A 15,616-nucleotide genomic window follows, 5' to 3' on the forward strand; every position below is an offset into this window, starting at 1 on the left:
AAACAGCCTAACCACTGGCCGGATTTTACACCGGCGCGGCAAACCACATCGGCGCCGCTTCGTGGCCTACTTTCTCACCGCCCTACACAAAAGCGCCACCACCAACACGTTCACTCGATGGGATGATGTCCGGGATCTCCTGAAGACCCTGTGGAACGTGACCCTAAAGGACAAGAACCAGAACATGCTGATGAGCGGCAGCGTGTTCTCGAGCGATGCCGCAAGCGACACTCAGAAGGGGCTCGCGGACATCGTGTACGCCCACATGTTGCAGTTGGATTTCGATGACAGCGAGATGCCGCCGGAAGCGATGAGCCGCTTGCTGCAAGATGTGCGCCACGTGGCCTACAACAGTTTCAATAACGGTCGGGATGCGCTCTATCGGTTCCGGGTCATGATCCCTCTGAGTGCACCGGTCACGACGGAGGCCTATGAGAGCCTCTGGGATATCATTGCCCAACGTGTGTTGGCGGCCGGCTACAGCGTGGGCAAGCAACGAGGCCATTTGGGGCTTCGCAGCGGCATGGATGTCTCCAAGCGCACACCGGCCTCCTTTATGTATCTGCCGAGCCAAGCCTGCCAGAAGAAGCACTCCTTCTGGATCGAAAACTGGCACACCCACATGCTGGACCCCTCCGTGTGGGTCTCACGAGCGCCCGATAATGCACCCGAGTACGAGGAGCATGAGGCCGTCAGCAATCAGAGCCATCAACTGCAGACTCTCATGCTGGCGATCCGGAAGGGAAACCAACGCCAGTTGGACCAGCAGGAAACCCGTGCTGCGGAAAACCGGAAAGAACGCCAGCGCGATGCGGCACTCGCGGAGTGGCAGGCAGCACCAGGGGGCACCGGCAACGCGGCATTCTTCAGGTTCGCCGCCAGCCTCAAACGGGCCGGCTACGATCTCATTGAGATCGAGCAAGACCTGAAAGCACACCACGGGGACAGCCACAGCCACAGCAGTGACCGTCGCAAGCAGATCCCCAGCATCATGAGCAGCCTAAGAAAGCAGCAAAGAGGGAGATCGCGCTTTTAGCGCCAACAAGAAGGAGAAAATCCCATGAAGGATCTATTTGAATTTCCGGAGGAACCCTCAGGAGACCCAAAACCCCGACGACCCAGAACCAATGACGGCGTAGCGGTGAGTCATATCGTGGAGCAGTCCAGTGAACGCGGGAAAAAGCCCATCCAGTATGTGAGGCTCACACATGAGGATCACGAAGACCTGCAGGAACTGGTTCGCTGCCTAACGCACCTCCAGAAGGCCGAATGCATCGATGTGATCCTGAAGCGGTCCAGCGGCAACTATGGGAGCGCGTTGGGCAGACCCAGCACGTTGGGTGACATGCTGACGGGCGTAAGGGGCAAACTTCACCGCAATCATCCGGTGGTGCCCGGCCGGCAAGGGCAGGATGTCACGGTCAAGCAGTTGGAGAGCATCAATCGTCTAGCAATGGCAGTCAACGGGTGCCTGCCCGAGGACGACCACAACGTGCTGAAAGTCGTTCCTGTGCCCAAGAGGTAAATGAGATGCACATGAGCCCGGTTCGCCGGGCTCATTGCTGTCAGGACTTGGCTGACTTCTTGCGCCCGGCAGCTGCCGGCCTGTCGCTGGTCTTCCGACCCAAACCGGCATCTTTGGCCAACTGGCTGCGCTTTTCAGCGTAAGAAGGAGCCACCAAGGGGTAGTTGGGGGAGAGAGCAAAGCGTTCCCGATATTCCGCCGGCGTGAGCCCGTGGGCACTCATGAGGTGACGCTTGAGGGTCTTCTGCTTGGCCCCGCACTCCAAACAGACCAAATGGTCCTGCTGGACGGACTTCTTCGGGGAGACTGCCGGCGTGGGCTTCACCTCGGGTGCTTCCTCAGCCGCTGGCGCATCCGTCTGGCTGAGCGCCACACGCACGCCTTGGATCAACTGGGGCAGATCCGCGACGGGAACCACATTGTGGGCCACGTAGGATGACACCACTTCCGCGGTGAGTTCCGCGACAAGGTCGTCCTGATGGCCGGCATCAGCGTTATTTTTGTCCATGGGCCTCTTTCCGGGTCGGGGCAATCATCACGAGCACATATTCAGTACCGGCCGACCAGTAAAGCATGTCATCGTTATAAGCGATTATAGGCAAGCGGCTGGAACAAAGAACTACCGGGAGCGCACCCCCGGTAGCCAGTTCTAGTTTACGCCAACTGCTACCAGCAGCAGCGCCAATGCGCACATACGTGTTCCCACCGGCCAAAGCGGTAGCGATCGTATGCGGAGACCCAATGACAAGCACGGGTACTCATTAGCACACCTCCTTTCGGAGGGCTGCACATTGACCAAACCGGTAGAGGATGCTAACAAACACAGTGCTTACACGTGTGAGAGCATGCCTCTTACCGTATCCGCCAGCCGAGAGTTGCAACCGCACCCTGGCTGGTAATCAGACAGAGGCTCGGCAATTGGGATGTACCAGATCCCGGCCGAGCCTTTCCTGACCTTCTCATAATATAACCCAAACCGAAGATCCGTACAAGCGCCGTCAATCAAACGGCATTGGATTGATTTCAGCGTTGTGGATCAGCGTTCAGGGCTGTAAGATTGTCGGCATTCAAGGGAGTGCGGACATGGCCGATCGGGCAATTGAAAACGCAAAAAGTGAGAGAGAACAATTAGTTGGCGAGCGCGAACAGATCGTGCAGCGTCAGCAAGTTATTGATGCGCGCTTGGCCGTGGTGAACGCTTTCATTGAAAATTGGCATGCGTTCGCAGGTGAAGGCGAACAAAATTTTATTGTAGAACCCGCCCAATCCCTGCCTGATCTTCCCCCATCCGCCTCAATTGATGGCGAAGGTGATTCGGCCAGAACCCGAACAACGGGCAATTCCGACAAGGACGATGTCGCGCAGGCCGCACGGCAAGAAATCGAACAAGCTGGTCACCCATTGAAGGCCGGTGACCTCTATGAGGCACTTACGTCCCAGCATGACCTGACCATTGAAGGCAAAGACCCCTACACGGTTCTAAGGGTCATGCTGAAGCGTACACAGGACGATTTTGGCGTGATCAGTCTGGGGAAGAAGGGCTATTGGTTAAAAGAGCGCAACTGGGAGCCGGCGAATTATCGAGCCTCACAGCACCTTGGGTCGGATACGAACACCAGCGGAAATAGTCTGCCGGAACCGTATCTACCGGAGAATGTGTTTGAGTAGGAGGCGCACAAATGTCGAAGGAACCGCAGCCCGCGAGAGAGGCAATCGAAGATCCTCTGGATGAAATCTGGCGTGATGATCTGCTCGATCGCCGTCTGGACGCGGAGCATCTTCTGGACTTCTTAGTGAAGCGCGGCAGGCGACGTGCAGAATCAGGCAAACCCGGCTCCTACGTGTTGAACCTAGATGCAGACTGGGGGCGCGGCAAATCCTTTTTCATGTCGCGTCTCCACGAGATGATCGAGAAAAAATCGCATCCCACGGTGTTCGTAAATGCTTGGAAAGATGATTTCGCGGACGACCCACTAACGGCGGTTATGGCGGAATTTGACGCTTATATGGACGCCGAGTTCCCACAAGAGAGTAACGCTGGCACCGACATCCGGGAGACCTACAATTCCCTCAAGCGGAATTTCCTTCCAGCGGCTGGCTTGCTTGTCAAAGGCGCTGCAAGAAGAATGGCTTCCAAGGCGGTAGGGGAAGGCCTCGATGAAGCGTGGTCGTTGATTGCGAGCGACAACTCTGATGAACAGTCTAGGGGCGAAAATAGTTCACAGGCGGAAGATTTAGAGTGGAACGCCGAAGAGTACGTCAATGCCGCCGGGCAAGGTATCGGCAACGCACTAGGCAAATTGATCGATCAGACCGCGAGGTTAGAGATTGCCGAGTTCCGCGCAAGTAAAGCCAGTCTCACTACGTTCCGGAATAGTCTTGCACGATTTTTGAGCGCACTTGAACATAACGGGCACAAGAAGCTGCCCTTTTTCGTTTTGGTGGACGAACTGGATCGTTGCCGACCCACTTACGCGATTAGCATGCTGGAACGTATCAAACACTTGTTCAACGTGCCCAACGTGGTGTTTGTGTTGGCCACCGATACGCGCGAACTAGCCGCTGCTATCGGAGCCGTGTATGGCCCCAGCTTCAGCAGCAGGCTCTACCTTCAGAGGTTTTTCGACCAGTCCTATGTTCTGCCGGAACCCAGCACGGAACGCCTGGTAGAGTTCGCGCTAGAGGAGAGTGAAGTTGATCTCCGCAAAGTGCATTCGCCGCTAAAGGGCCAAGACCACGTGGAGTTCATGGCTGGTTTTGCGGATCACTACAGCCTCACACTGCGCGAGATCGAAAGATCCATAGACGTACTTGCTAGCGTGACACTGAGTTGGCAGCATCCGTTTCCCATCGAGAATGTTGCAATGTTCCCCCTAATTGTCGCTTATGTGCGCAATTTGGATTTAAAATCCTTCTGGGCCGGAGGCTCCCCCGTCAGAGAAATGCTGAAACATCCGAGCGACAAGGAGTGGCAGCGGCACCAGATGATAAACGGACAACTAGGACGTACAGAAGGAAATGTAAATCTCGTGGATTTCATGATTAAAGTCCTCGACAGAGGAAATCAAAATTTGCGGAAAATACAGGAAGAAATGCCTAGGGTAGATCCGTTCCAAAATAGAACTCTAGTTAAAGATATCGTTCTACGTCAGGTATTCGAAAGGGAAGAAAGAGGATTGAATAGAGGATCAGATATATTAACGGTTATTGCTTCCTACCCAAAATTCATAAAACGTGCAGGACGATTTGTGAGTCCAGGACATAAGGTAAATTAAAAAACGAGGTATCAACGATAAATCAACGTGACATTTATTGTGGGTACTAGGTTGATACTACTGATAAACAACTTATTGCTTCCTGCGAAACATTTGGATGTCCGCTTGACTGAGATGATAGGCGGGCGAGATCTGTATTAAGACACTCTTGCCCTCTGAAACCCATGGCTGTTGACGAAGAACGCCCGTTACTTTGTCAAAGGTGAGCCATGCAGGATCCACATACGCAGTTTGTCGCTTACTATCGCGTGAGTACGCAGCGGCAGGGAGACAGCGGCTTGGGGCTGGGAGCCCAGCAGGACGCCGTTAGAAGGTTCTGTGGTGGCCATCCCATCCTGGCCCATTTCACGGAGATTGAAAGCGGCCGCAACGACAATCGGCCGGAACTGGAAGCCGCGTTGGCCCACGCTAGGACCAACCACGCAACCCTGGTCATCGCCAAACTGGATCGCCTTGCTCGATCAGTGAGTTTCGTCACCAAACTGCTGGACGGCGATGTGCGCTTCACGTGCGCGGACATGCCGGAGGCAAATAGGATGATGTTGCAGATCAGTGCGGTGTTTGCGGAGCACGAAGCGCTGATGATCAGCCATCGAACGAAAGCGGCGATCGCCGCAAAGCGTGCTCGCGGTGAGCCATGGGGAACGAATTCTCAGCGTCAACGGCAAGCCAATGGCTTCGCCCTGCAGTTAGCGCCGTTGATCGCCCAGATACGTGCCAGTGGCGCTCAGACGGCTTCAGCGATAGCAAGGGAGTTGAACCGGCGCGGTCATGGCACGCCGAAGGGCGGGCAGTGGCATGCTGGTCAGGTGCTGAGGTTACTCTCACGCATCAGCCATAATAGCGTGGACCCGTAGACGCTCAGTTGCTTCACAGATTGTGAGGTGGCTATGCCCGCATGCTGGTGCTTGGGGATCAGCCGCGTGCGTCCGCGATACCTCTGTGCTTCTGCACGAAGCATGCGCACCAAAGACTTGCGATTTCGAGTGCCCGCACGAGCACGTACCCCACCCCCTGCGATTTCCAGAGAGTGTATCTGCTCACCTACCTATTGAACGGTATCAGAGTGTTTGGAAGTGCCTCGGGAGTCACATTTTGCTGGCTGTTCCCATAAGATGATTTAGAATTTGGTTGGTGGTTTCACTGTCCAATTCAGCAGTAATGGGGCTGCGGATGAACTCATCAGGATCAGCGAAAACATTCGTGATACCCTCCGTCGTGGCTATCACAGCACCTTGTTCATTAAGACTTATAAGTAAATCACCAACGCGCGATGGGCCGCCGGTCCTCAATGGCGGTATGTCTCTTTTTAAACTTTCAGATCGGGAGCCCGCTACGCCATACTGTCTCGAAGCGCGAGCGGTGATACTATTGGATCTCCTAATCTCGCGTTCTCTATAGAGTAGATCCTGAACTTCGCTTATTCGTCCGTCCAAGATCTGCAGGTATGCAGTAAATTGGTCATCCTTGTCGCTATGAGCAGGCGGCTGAGCCGCTTTTCCAATATTCGCTAATTGAATCAGAGAGAACACCGAACGTCTTTGAGCGTCCTTGCTGGTTGTTTCCCGAATAGCATCATGCAGACGTGTTTGGGCGGTGATAACATTCTGATATCGAAGCGTATGATCGTACTCGATATCCCTAAATGCGCTCAGGTCAAATATCCGATTGGTAACATCATCCTTGATTAACACCGCGGGATAATCGAAAGCTTGTCGAATGCCATATTCGAAAAGCACGTTGGGGTTCTTCGTGGACAAGTCGCAGATGACCAAGTCCGCTTGGATCAGTCGCCGCACCACATTGACGTGGATCATGTCAGATGCGGACACCTCGTCAGCCCTTGTGCACTCATAGCCTGCATCCTCTACAACAGGGCGTATCAGGCTATCATAGACATCCCGAAAATGGCCGGTCCGATAATCCGGATGGTCTGATATGGGCATGATAACGAAGCATTCTGGTTTCTTGTTTCCTTTTCGCTGATCGGCCTCTTTGCCGCCCGGTTCGTCGTTGTTGGTCTTCTTAGTCGCCATGTCGTTGCCTCAGCCCCTGATTGTGGAGCCAGTCTGCTGCAACATGATGGTGCTGTAAATGACCGCAAAATGAGCCCGAGTTGGCCATTCCGTATCCTGCTTTATCTTTTAGCGCTCCGTCGGGCCACGCACGCCTAATGGCGTGGTTAGGTGCTTCAAGGCAGGCTCATCTTGACCAGCATGGCGTCTGAGCCGCTGTCGAACGCGTGGAGCGTGAATCTGGAACGTAGTCGGCCTTTAACGGGATTGTCGTTCTGTGGAACGGTTCGGTGCGCATGGCTTTCTGCATAAGCGGAAAATGTTAGGCGGTGGTAGTTCACCGAAAGCCCATCGAGAAACTCGTCCGGATCAGCAATGCTGGCTTCCAGATCCAGCAGCCAGTAATCCCGCATATACTGCTCGAGCGCTCGCTGAAGTCCATCGCGTGGGAGGGGGTAATCCTCGGTGCCCTTTTTTGGTCCGCAGGATCGTTGGGTGGAAGAGCGCCCGTTCTCTCTTCTGCAGTTCCAACAGGCTTCAAACTCCACGAAAGCCGCATCCGCGTTTCTCGCTCCATGACCCATTAGGACTTCGATCTTGTTCAGTGCTTGATTGTTGTATGCCACAGTGTCCTCCGTCGATAACCGGCGACTTGGTATTCGGAGCGACTTAAGGTTGCACTAACGTATGGGCTCCTTCAAAGTCCACGGTTCGGAATCAATGTGGGAGGCCGTGTTGTCGCAGCAGGACTTGGAAGAGCAGCTAGCACTCGAAGAGTATAGATCGTGCCGAGCGCTCATATCTCAAAATATTGAAATTATGGAGCGCACGGAGGTCTATTCGGTCGGCGCATGTGCTATTTTGTTTGCGTTTATAATTACCAGTGTTCCCGAGCCCCTTCTTAGAATAGCATCTTTTCTTCCCTTGGCGATTGCGATGATGGGATTTACGCGATTCGTTGGTATCGATGACACAATTAGTAAAATAAATGGATATATAAGATGCGTCGAAAACAAAAACAGCTGCATAAATTACACGAACTACTACACCTGCAAAAAGGGAATTTATCTAAAAGCAAGTAGGTATTTGATTTGGGTTATACTGATTTTGGTATGCGTAATTTTTGTTACCATTACATACTGGGGTGGGCCTCACGCTTTCGGCCTACCTCGTTCAGCGCTTGCCACGATGTTTGCCTGACGTATTCTCAATAACATCAGCTTCGATTGTGGTCCCCAGCTTGCCGTGTTCGGCCTGCTCCGCGGCTTCCAGGACCGCCCGAAAATCAAAGCCGTGGGTGACATCCACCTCGTGCTTGGTGGCTGCTTTGGCAATCTGGTACGCCAGCACGGCCTCTGCGGCCTTCACGCGGCTGGCCTCGTTTTTACCCTCACGCATCACCTCCATCAGGGTCGTCACGGCGTCATCGCTCAAGTAGGCCAGTTTGGTTTTCACCTCTTCCGGCATGGGCGGTCTTCCCTTGGGGTTTCCGCTCCGGCCCTTCTGGAAACCGATGCGCTTGAGGTGCTCCCTCTGCTTCTGCGTGGGCTTGTGACCCTTCTTCATTTCAGTGCTCCTCCCACCAGCTTCACAAACTGTGAAGCCTCATCCGGGTTTTCGAATTGGATGTCGAAGCCGTCGCGATCCACATTCTGGATCTCGTAGGCCGAGGACAGGTTGTCGCTGATCCATCCGCCATATCGCTGGGTGACCCACTGCTGGATGACCGCCTGCTGGCTTAGTCCCGGATTGCGTACGCGCTCACTGGCTATTTGGGGCAGATATCCGCCGGCCAAGCGCACAGCTACTGTTTGGCTCATGTATGTCCTCCTCGGTGCTCTCGATATTTAGCCGGGCATAGCCAGAAGACCGCATTCGCATCTACATCTCCCTTTGATCTAACAAGTCGCTTTGCACGAAAGGACCTTATAGGAGGAGTAATCGTGCAAACTGGCTTTGTTTGAGCCAACAACCCACTTGAACAAAGAATTCTTCGCTCGCTCTGGTCGCTCAACGGCAATAGCCGGGAAGTGTAGGGCAATAGAGCCCCCAAAGCGGAGCATGCAAATGACAAACGAACTCGCTGAAACTCGAAAGAGTCTCCTCGCGAAGGCCACTGTGCGGATGCCGCAGCCTACTTCCGATCCGGTTGAACGCTTCGTGGAGCGCGTGAACGCGCAGATCGTGATGGCCAAAGAGGCCAAGGCCCAAAAGGACATCAACACGCGTAGTGCGTGGTTCCGCAAATTGGGTGCCATCTACAGTGTGAAGATTGGCCGAGCAGCCATGGATATGGGCAACGGCAAAACCCTGTTTGCGGCGGATGATCTCGATGAGGTCGTCACGATCCTAGAGGAGGCCAAAACGCTGATCCGGGGCGATGAGAAACTCAAGGCGCAGATCCGCAAGCATGCTGCGGACCGCAGTGAGCGGCTGAAGCGCGGCAAGAAAAAATAGTCAGTTTCGCGACGTCAAGAGCCCGGCTTGGAGCCGGGCTCTTTGCGACCGGTTTGACGGATTGACACCGCCAACCATGAGGACAATCGCGTTAGTAAGCCGATGATATGACGGCCTGTCCCACAACTCTTAGTTTACGTTTTTCAATAAGGGTGGGCCAAACGATCATCGACAGGAGGGGGAAATGAAAGGCGTTGTTAGCGTGACCGCGATTTTAGCCGTGGCTTTCATCGCAGGCACTATGTTCGGAAAAAGCAGCAATAATGCCGTGGACGCTTCTTCCACCGATGTTGGGACCAGCTTGGCAGTGACATCAGCTTCCAGATCTAATTCAGACTGTGAAACCGGTCAGCCTGCTTCAGGCAAAATTGTAGCCGTCACCGGAAGTTATGATCTCCGAAAAATACCTGCTAAAAATGGATCCCGCATAAAGAACCAGAAGGCTTCGCGAATACTGAAGACGGTACAATACCATCAAATCGATTCCTCGACTTCTGTGAAGCAAATTTGCACCAACGGCAAGTGGTCCAAAGTGCAAATAGTCAAGCCGGAATGGCTAACGTTCGTGAAGGGCTGGGTGCCGAACCACGTATTGCGCGGAATAGAACATTCCACTGATGGAAGACGAAAATATACGAAGGATGACTTTTATTGGAATGACAATACATCTCCGTACAAATCCCAGATAGTCAGTATTGTAAACAAGATTTCTAGAGAAAATTCTGGCTGTGCATCCATTGATGCGGCTACTGTTTCGCGCTCGCCATCGAAGAGCAAACCGAGTGACCCAGTCTTTTTCGTAACCTGTACGCCTTCCTCAAAAAGGGCGTTCAATGTTTGGTTCAAGCCTTCAGACATCGACAAGACGTTCCTCGCAACTCCAGCCATTGATAAAGGCGATGCCACACTGGCATGTGAACGAGCGGCCAAGGATGCTGCGACACACCCTTCAACTGTGAACTTCTCGCGCTTCCTCGACGTCGTTTATTCATCGGGTCAAGATGGACGCGCCTCATTGGATTCAAGTTTCACAGCGAAAAATTCGATCGGCTTGAAGTTAAGATATCACATAAGGTGTCTATTCGACGGTAATACACTCATAGAAAAAAATATTGGCGAAACGGATAGGAGCGCAGGCTTGAGGGGGTTCAGCAAATGAGGTGCGGTACCTTTGGTATCAGTGCAATTCTAATAGGGACTTGTATTTTTCGAACCGTCTAATGGTTGTCGGAGAGCCAGAGGGATACATCCGAATAAATATCTGAAACTAAAGGTTTCAGATGAAGCAAACAGAGGAAGACGTTCAGGCTTTCCTGCTTAAATGCCGGCAGGACATTCCTTTTTTCGCACGCGCTGTATTCGGAGAGAAGCAAGCGCTCAGACCCAAGCAGGTCGAGTTCGCAGAGGCATTCCGCAACAACAAACGTGTGACGTTCAAAGGAGGAATCGGCTTCGGCAAAACCCGAGCGCTGGCCATCCTGATTTGGTGGAGTTTGTTCACGCACCGGGACGTGCAGGTCACCGTTTTCGGTCCGTCAGAGGGCCAGTTGAAGGCTGGGCTTTGGAAGGAGGTGGGACTGCTCTACGGGCTGATGCCCGAGTTCTTTCGCGAGATCTTCACCTACACGGAAACTCGCGTCACGCAGGCGCTAAATCCGAAATCCTGCTTTGCCGAGTATCGACTCGCAAACTCTGACAATCCCGAAAGCGCACGCGGCACCCACATGACGAACAACTTCGTCATCGTGGACGAGGCGTCCGGTGTGGCGGATCAGGTCTTCGACGTTTTGCGGAACCACCTGTCCGGCGATCCTAATCCCAAACTCTGTTTGGTCAGCAACCCGAACCGCAACAAGGGCTATTTCTACGACACGTGGGAGCACCCTGAGAAGAGCCGGAACTGGGTGCATGTCCACGGCTCCATGCTGGACAACCCTTATGTCACGCAGGAACGCCTCGATGAGATGACCGTCGAATACGGCGGCACCCATACAGAGGCGTATCGCATCTACGTGCAGGGCGAATTTCCGCTCAACGATGAAGACGCGCTGATCTCCATGGAGGATGTCACGCGTGCCGTCTATGCGCAGGACATTCAGCCTTCGCCAGTAATGCCGATCGTTTGGGGGCTCGACCCTGCTGGACCGGGACGTGACCGGTCGGTGCTCGTAAAACGTCACGACAATGTGGTGCTCGATGACATTCGGCAGTGGAGCGAAAAAGACGCTGTTCAACTGGCCAACCGGGTCAAAGCGGAATTCGATCGCACTCATTCCAGTCTACGTCCCGCCGTCATAAACGTGGACAGCATCGGCATCGGTCATGGCATCGCGGACATGTTGAAGGACTGGGGTCTGCCGGTGCGTCGTGTGGCCGTTTCCAACAAGCCGAGCCGCAATCCCGACAAATATGAGCGCATGCGGGACCAACTGTGGTGGGAGTTCAAGGAGTGGCTGGAAGCCGGCGACAAGAAGATCCCGAACAGTCCCGACCTCATAAAAGAGATCTGCCTGCCCAACTGGGAGTTCACAGGCGTCGGCAAAATCAAGATCGAGGACAAGCGCAGCATGCGGAAAAAGGGCAAGCGCAGCCCCGACGTCGCTGACGCTCTCTGTCTCACTTTCGCGCACACGACCAAGGATAGGTTCGTTGGACCATGCGCGTGGAATAAGGAGCCGCCACCGTCACGTGCTTATCTGGGCTGATCCAATAAATATCAGAAAACCAGAAGCGGGATGAAACCCGCCGTGAAAGGCCGTGATGGACGAGAAGAACAATAAGAAGGCGCTATCCGACAAGCAGATCGTTTCCTGCCTCCGACCACTCATCCAGAAAGCTGAGGATACCGGTGATGATGCGCAACGGCGCGAGCGCGCATTGGACCTTTACAACCGAAAGCCTTTTCCGGGGGATGAAAAACTCAAGCCCAGTCAGAGTCACCACGTAGAGAGCGACGTCTACGACCAGACCGAAATGCTCACCGCGCAGATGATGAACATATTCGAGGGTCAGAACGACGTGGTCACCTATGAACCTCGTGGACCAGAAGATGAGGAACTCGCCAAGCAGCAAACGGAAATGGTGAATTGGGTCGTTCGCACCGACAACAATCCCACGGTGTTCCTTACGGACTGGCTCAAGAACGGCTTCATCTACGGGTTGGGTATCGTAGCGGCCGAGTTCTACAGCGAGACCAAGTGGAAGCCTCCACGTACGATGACGGCAGTGCCTGACAGCATGTTGGCGGCGCTCCTGGATGATCAGAGCAAGGACATACGCGCGGTAGGAGAAAACGCCGAGGTGCAGGGGCCAGATGGTGGCACCTTCAGCGTTCGGGACGTGGAGATAGCCCACAGCGAGAAGAAGGCAGGCGTACGCATTGTCAGCATTCCACCCGAGGACATCATCCTCAGTTCGGACGCGCAATTCGATTATCAGACCGGTGGCATCGATGCTTCGCTACAGGGCTACAAGACAACGCTGCCCAAGCGTCGACTTATCGAGACGGGCTACGACGAGGATCTCGTCAACCGCATTCCGGTCGTGGAGAGCGACGATCTTGATGAACCCGATCGCCAGCACTGGGGCGACGATTACGACAACAGCGCAAGCGAGGTAGAGCCCGAGGTCACCGTCTACGAGGTCTTTCTTCACCTCAACACGGATGGCAGCGACCGCACGCCACTCATGCACTTAACCCTAGGTGGCGACAGCGACCAGAAAATGGTCCTGCTTCACAAAGAGGAAGTGGAGATGGCTCCGCTGGCCGCGTTTGTTCCGAGCATTGATCCGAACACGATCCGTGGCAAAGGCATCGCCGACATGATCGGCGAGGATCAGAAGATAAAGAGCCAGCAGTGGCGTGCTCTGATCGACAACCTCAACAAGGTCAACTATCCGCGTCCCATCGTCTCTGATGGAGGTGTCAACTACGACGACCTCATGAACGACGACATCGGCGCTCCGATCCGTGCTGAGAATCAGGATGCGATTAAGTTCGTCGAGGCGCCGTTCATCGCCAATCAGGTCCTCACAGTTTGTGAAGCGATCGACCACAGCGTGGAACGTCGCACGGGTACCGGTACAAATACGCTCGCACTGAACCCCGAAGACCTAAAGAAGACCACAGCCACTGCCGCCAGTCAGCGCATGAGCAACAGCATGCTACGGGTGGAACTGATCGCCAAGACCTTCGCGGCTACGGGCTATCGCTATCTCTTCCGCGTTATCGGATCACTCATTGCCAGCCATCCCGAGGACGCTCAGCTGATCTCGAAGCGTCTCCGGAACAAGGTGGTGCCCGTTGCGCCCGATGCGTGGGACACCGGCATGGACACGCACGACACGCTGAGTTTCGGCAACACGGACAAGCCCCAGAAGCAGTCCGGGCTCATGAACATCCTGCAACTCCAGCAGCAGGCCATGCAGGCGGGTCTCCCGTACGTCGAGCCGCAGCACCTCTACAATACGGTTTCACAGATTGTGAAGCTGCACGGGTTTCCGAACGTCGGTCAATTCTTTTCCGATCCCGCAAAGACGCAGCACAAACCACAGCCGGACAAGCCATCGCCAGAGCAGATGCAAATGCAGGCCGACATGCAGCGGCAGCAGATGGAGTTGGCCAGCAAAATGGAGATCGAGAAGATGAAACTCCAACAAGAACGCCAATTGAAAATGGCCGAGATCCAAGCCGATCTGGAGGCCAAGAAGTACGAAGCAAACCTTAGATACCGCGAAGCCATGCAGGAGATGGGTGCAGAAACGGCCATCGAGGGAGCCAAGATCAGCGCCGGTCAGCATGCCTCCAGCAACATTGATAATCCTGAGAGGTGAGCATGGACAACGACGAGAAAATCCGACGAGCGCAGAACGCCGAAGCGCTCAAAAACAATCCCGCATTCGATGAGGCCGTCGAGCGTGTGCGCGGTGACCTATTACGCGATTTCGAGAAGAGCCGACTGGTTGATGCCGATCAGCGGGAACGTATTCATCTGTCGCTGGATCTGCTTCGCAAGTTGGAGCGTGCAGTCACAGCGGCCATGGAAGATGGCAAATCCTACAAGCGTTACAGGAAGAGCCTCGAAAAGCCCGGCTGGCGGGACTGATTCCTCGATGACCCGTCGAGCCCAACGAAACGAAAAGAGCGCGAAAAAGCGCCGAAGGTGTAAATATGGACATGGAAACTGGCAACAATCCTTCTGGAACTGACAGTTTGAGTGAGGCGAAAGCCGACGACAACTTTCTGCAGGACTTCTACTCGGAACTGAAAGGCGCAGAGGACGAGGCGGAAAGTGAGGCTGACACAGCGAGCAGCCAACCATTCGATTCAGAGGAAGATGCTTCCGCGGAACAACCCAACGAGGGCTCCGAAGAAGACGCAACCACTGAGGAAGATGAAGGGTCGGATGAAGAGCAACCCGATGATGAGCAAGCCGGAGAGCAGACCACCGGCCCCGATGACACCACGGAAGTGGAAGTCGATGGCAGCAAGGTCACGCTAGGCGATCTCAAACAGGGCTATCTTCGGCAGTCCGACTACACGCAGAAGACGCAGACGCTGGCTAACGAGCGCAAACAGTTCGAACAGGCCACGAAGCAAGCCGATCTTCATATGCGTGACGAGTACGTGAAGCACCTCAAGCAGGCTCAGCAGTTAGTGCAGCAACTCGTTCTCCCCCAAGAGCCGAACTGGAACGAACTCGCTCAGGAAGATCCGGGCCTGTACGTCCAGCTGAAGCAGGAGTGGGACAGTAAGAAAGCGGGCATGGACGCCATCCGTAACCAGATCGCGTCAACGGAGCAGCAGAACCAACTGCGCGAAACGGAACTGCTCAAGCAGCAACAAGCCGAAGCGGCACAGGAACTGGTAAAACTGCATTCGGATCTGGTGAGTGAAGAACGTCAGGACGGTCAGACCGAAACCCGAGGCCAGAACGAACTCAACAGCCTCTGGAAGTATGGGTCCGAAATCTTCGGGCAAGACTTGATGCAGAGCGTAGCGGATAGCCGCTATCTCGACGTCCTTCGTAAGGCCCAACTGTACGACCGCATGAAGACCCAAGAAGATCAGGTCAAACAAAAGGTTGCCAAAAAGCCCGCTCTCGCAAAACCCGGCGCTGCCAGAGCCTCTACGACTGCCACCAAAGAGGGGGAGAAGAAGGCCAAGCAGCGCGCATGGAAATCAGGCAAGGCATCGGACGCAGATGACTTCTTCGCTCAAATACTCAGTAAGCAATAATAAGAAGGAGCCAGGTGTGTAGGGCGGTGAGAAAGTAGGCCACGAAGCGGCGCCGATGTGGTTTGCCGCGCCGGTGTAAAATCCGGCCAGTGGTTAGGCTGTTTTC

At 54.4% G+C, this 15,616-nt stretch carries 16 protein-coding genes; 11 read left to right on the forward strand and 5 right to left on the reverse strand.

The annotated features are described in order from the left end of the window. Window positions 1–1,036: hypothetical protein (locus FJU11_RS17460; protein ID WP_210242912.1), on the forward strand; the 1,036-nt coding region annotated here is incomplete at its 5' end. Window positions 1,037–1,060: 24 nt separating this feature from the next. Beyond that, entirely contained in the window at window positions 1,061–1,525 is a 465-nt protein-coding gene (locus FJU11_RS17465; protein WP_141168359.1) for a hypothetical protein, read from the forward strand. A 40-nt stretch (window positions 1,526–1,565) separates the two neighbouring features. Here FJU11_RS17465 and FJU11_RS17470 read toward each other — a convergent pair whose 3' ends face one another. Beyond that, window positions 1,566–2,033 (reverse strand): MucR family transcriptional regulator, encoded by a 468-nt coding sequence (locus FJU11_RS17470; RefSeq protein ID WP_141168360.1) that lies wholly within the window; start codon window positions 2,031–2,033, stop codon window positions 1,566–1,568. Window positions 2,034–2,608: 575 nt separating this feature from the next. On the opposite strand from FJU11_RS17470, the gene FJU11_RS17475 reads away from it, so the two are divergent. The 3 genes from FJU11_RS17475 (at window position 2,609) to FJU11_RS17485 (ending at window position 5,657) form a co-directional block, all read left to right on the forward strand. Next, window positions 2,609–3,193 carry a hypothetical protein gene (locus FJU11_RS17475; protein ID WP_141168361.1) on the forward strand — a complete coding sequence of 195 codons (585 nt, stop codon included), beginning with the start codon at window positions 2,609–2,611 and terminating at the stop codon, window positions 3,191–3,193. 11 nt (window positions 3,194–3,204) lie between these two features. Further along, window positions 3,205–4,800, forward strand: a complete 1,596-nt coding sequence (locus FJU11_RS17480; protein ID WP_141168362.1) for a KAP family P-loop NTPase fold protein — start codon at window positions 3,205–3,207, stop codon at window positions 4,798–4,800. 209 nt (window positions 4,801–5,009) lie between these two features. Continuing rightward, complete coding sequence (locus FJU11_RS17485) at window positions 5,010–5,657, forward strand: recombinase family protein (protein ID WP_141168363.1); 648 nt, start codon at window positions 5,010–5,012, stop codon at window positions 5,655–5,657. Between the two features lie 231 nt (window positions 5,658–5,888). Here the strand turns inward: FJU11_RS17485 and FJU11_RS17490 are convergent, their stop codons facing one another. The 4 genes from FJU11_RS17490 to FJU11_RS17505 form a co-directional block, all read right to left on the reverse strand. Next, window positions 5,889–6,836: a hypothetical protein gene (locus FJU11_RS17490; protein WP_141168364.1), complete on the reverse strand. Its 948-nt coding sequence runs from the start codon at window positions 6,834–6,836 to the stop codon at window positions 5,889–5,891. Between the two features lie 155 nt (window positions 6,837–6,991). Continuing rightward, entirely contained in the window at window positions 6,992–7,441 is a 450-nt protein-coding gene (locus tag FJU11_RS17495) for a hypothetical protein (RefSeq protein ID WP_141168365.1), read from the reverse strand. Window positions 7,442–7,988: 547 nt separating this feature from the next. After that, on the reverse strand, window positions 7,989–8,381 hold the full coding sequence (locus FJU11_RS17500) for a DUF5681 domain-containing protein (protein ID WP_141168366.1): 393 nt from the start codon (window positions 8,379–8,381) through the stop codon (window positions 7,989–7,991). Continuing rightward, window positions 8,378–8,635: a hypothetical protein gene (locus FJU11_RS17505; protein WP_141168367.1), complete on the reverse strand. Its 258-nt coding sequence runs from the start codon at window positions 8,633–8,635 to the stop codon at window positions 8,378–8,380. The genes FJU11_RS17500 and FJU11_RS17505 overlap by 4 nt, the downstream gene beginning before the upstream one ends. A gap of 247 nt (window positions 8,636–8,882) precedes the next feature. Between FJU11_RS17505 and FJU11_RS17510 the strand changes: the two genes are divergently transcribed. The 6 genes from FJU11_RS17510 to FJU11_RS17535 all read left to right on the forward strand — a co-directional run bounded on the left by FJU11_RS17510 (window position 8,883) and on the right by FJU11_RS17535 (window position 15,510). Next, window positions 8,883–9,272, forward strand: coding sequence for a hypothetical protein (locus FJU11_RS17510; protein WP_235891091.1), 390 nt, complete (start codon window positions 8,883–8,885; stop codon window positions 9,270–9,272). A 184-nt stretch (window positions 9,273–9,456) separates the two neighbouring features. Continuing rightward, complete coding sequence (locus FJU11_RS17515) at window positions 9,457–10,431, forward strand: hypothetical protein (protein ID WP_141168368.1); 975 nt, start codon at window positions 9,457–9,459, stop codon at window positions 10,429–10,431. Window positions 10,432–10,552: 121 nt separating this feature from the next. Then, window positions 10,553–11,977 (forward strand): terminase large subunit domain-containing protein, encoded by a 1,425-nt coding sequence (locus tag FJU11_RS17520; protein ID WP_141168369.1) that lies wholly within the window; start codon window positions 10,553–10,555, stop codon window positions 11,975–11,977. Between the two features lie 55 nt (window positions 11,978–12,032). Further along, entirely contained in the window at window positions 12,033–14,105 is a 2,073-nt protein-coding gene (locus FJU11_RS17525) for a portal protein (protein ID WP_141168370.1), read from the forward strand. A 2-nt stretch (window positions 14,106–14,107) separates the two neighbouring features. Next, the gene (locus FJU11_RS17530) at window positions 14,108–14,377 is read left to right on the forward strand and encodes a hypothetical protein (protein ID WP_141168371.1); all 270 of its coding nucleotides are present in this window, start codon (window positions 14,108–14,110) and stop codon (window positions 14,375–14,377) included. Window positions 14,378–14,442: 65 nt separating this feature from the next. Further along, entirely contained in the window at window positions 14,443–15,510 is a 1,068-nt protein-coding gene (locus tag FJU11_RS17535; protein WP_141168372.1) for a hypothetical protein, read from the forward strand. Window positions 15,511–15,616: the final 106 nt, after the last annotated feature.

It is taken from the genome of Pararhizobium mangrovi (genome assembly GCF_006516965.1).
Lineage (GTDB): Bacteria > Pseudomonadota > Alphaproteobacteria > Rhizobiales > Rhizobiaceae > Pararhizobium_B > Pararhizobium_B mangrovi.

Excerpts from the sequence above, each read along its gene's own strand:
- FJU11_RS17465 (WP_141168359.1), top strand. The coding sequence starts at position 1,061 with ATGAAGGATCTATTTGAATTTCCGGAGGAACCCTCAGGAGACCCAAAA.
- FJU11_RS17470 (WP_141168360.1), bottom strand. The coding sequence starts at position 2,033 with ATGGACAAAAATAACGCTGATGCCGGCCATCAGGACGACCTTGTCGCG.
- FJU11_RS17475 (WP_141168361.1), top strand. The coding sequence starts at position 2,609 with ATGGCCGATCGGGCAATTGAAAACGCAAAAAGTGAGAGAGAACAATTA.
- FJU11_RS17480 (WP_141168362.1), top strand. The coding sequence starts at position 3,205 with ATGTCGAAGGAACCGCAGCCCGCGAGAGAGGCAATCGAAGATCCTCTG.
- FJU11_RS17485 (WP_141168363.1), top strand. The coding sequence starts at position 5,010 with ATGCAGGATCCACATACGCAGTTTGTCGCTTACTATCGCGTGAGTACG.
- FJU11_RS17490 (WP_141168364.1), bottom strand. The coding sequence starts at position 6,836 with ATGGCGACTAAGAAGACCAACAACGACGAACCGGGCGGCAAAGAGGCC.
- FJU11_RS17500 (WP_141168366.1), bottom strand. The coding sequence starts at position 8,381 with ATGAAGAAGGGTCACAAGCCCACGCAGAAGCAGAGGGAGCACCTCAAG.
- FJU11_RS17505 (WP_141168367.1), bottom strand. The coding sequence starts at position 8,635 with ATGAGCCAAACAGTAGCTGTGCGCTTGGCCGGCGGATATCTGCCCCAA.
- FJU11_RS17510 (WP_235891091.1), top strand. The coding sequence starts at position 8,883 with ATGACAAACGAACTCGCTGAAACTCGAAAGAGTCTCCTCGCGAAGGCC.
- FJU11_RS17515 (WP_141168368.1), top strand. The coding sequence starts at position 9,457 with ATGAAAGGCGTTGTTAGCGTGACCGCGATTTTAGCCGTGGCTTTCATC.
- FJU11_RS17520 (WP_141168369.1), top strand. The coding sequence starts at position 10,553 with ATGAAGCAAACAGAGGAAGACGTTCAGGCTTTCCTGCTTAAATGCCGG.
- FJU11_RS17525 (WP_141168370.1), top strand. The coding sequence starts at position 12,033 with ATGGACGAGAAGAACAATAAGAAGGCGCTATCCGACAAGCAGATCGTT.
- FJU11_RS17530 (WP_141168371.1), top strand. The coding sequence starts at position 14,108 with ATGGACAACGACGAGAAAATCCGACGAGCGCAGAACGCCGAAGCGCTC.
- FJU11_RS17535 (WP_141168372.1), top strand. The coding sequence starts at position 14,443 with ATGGACATGGAAACTGGCAACAATCCTTCTGGAACTGACAGTTTGAGT.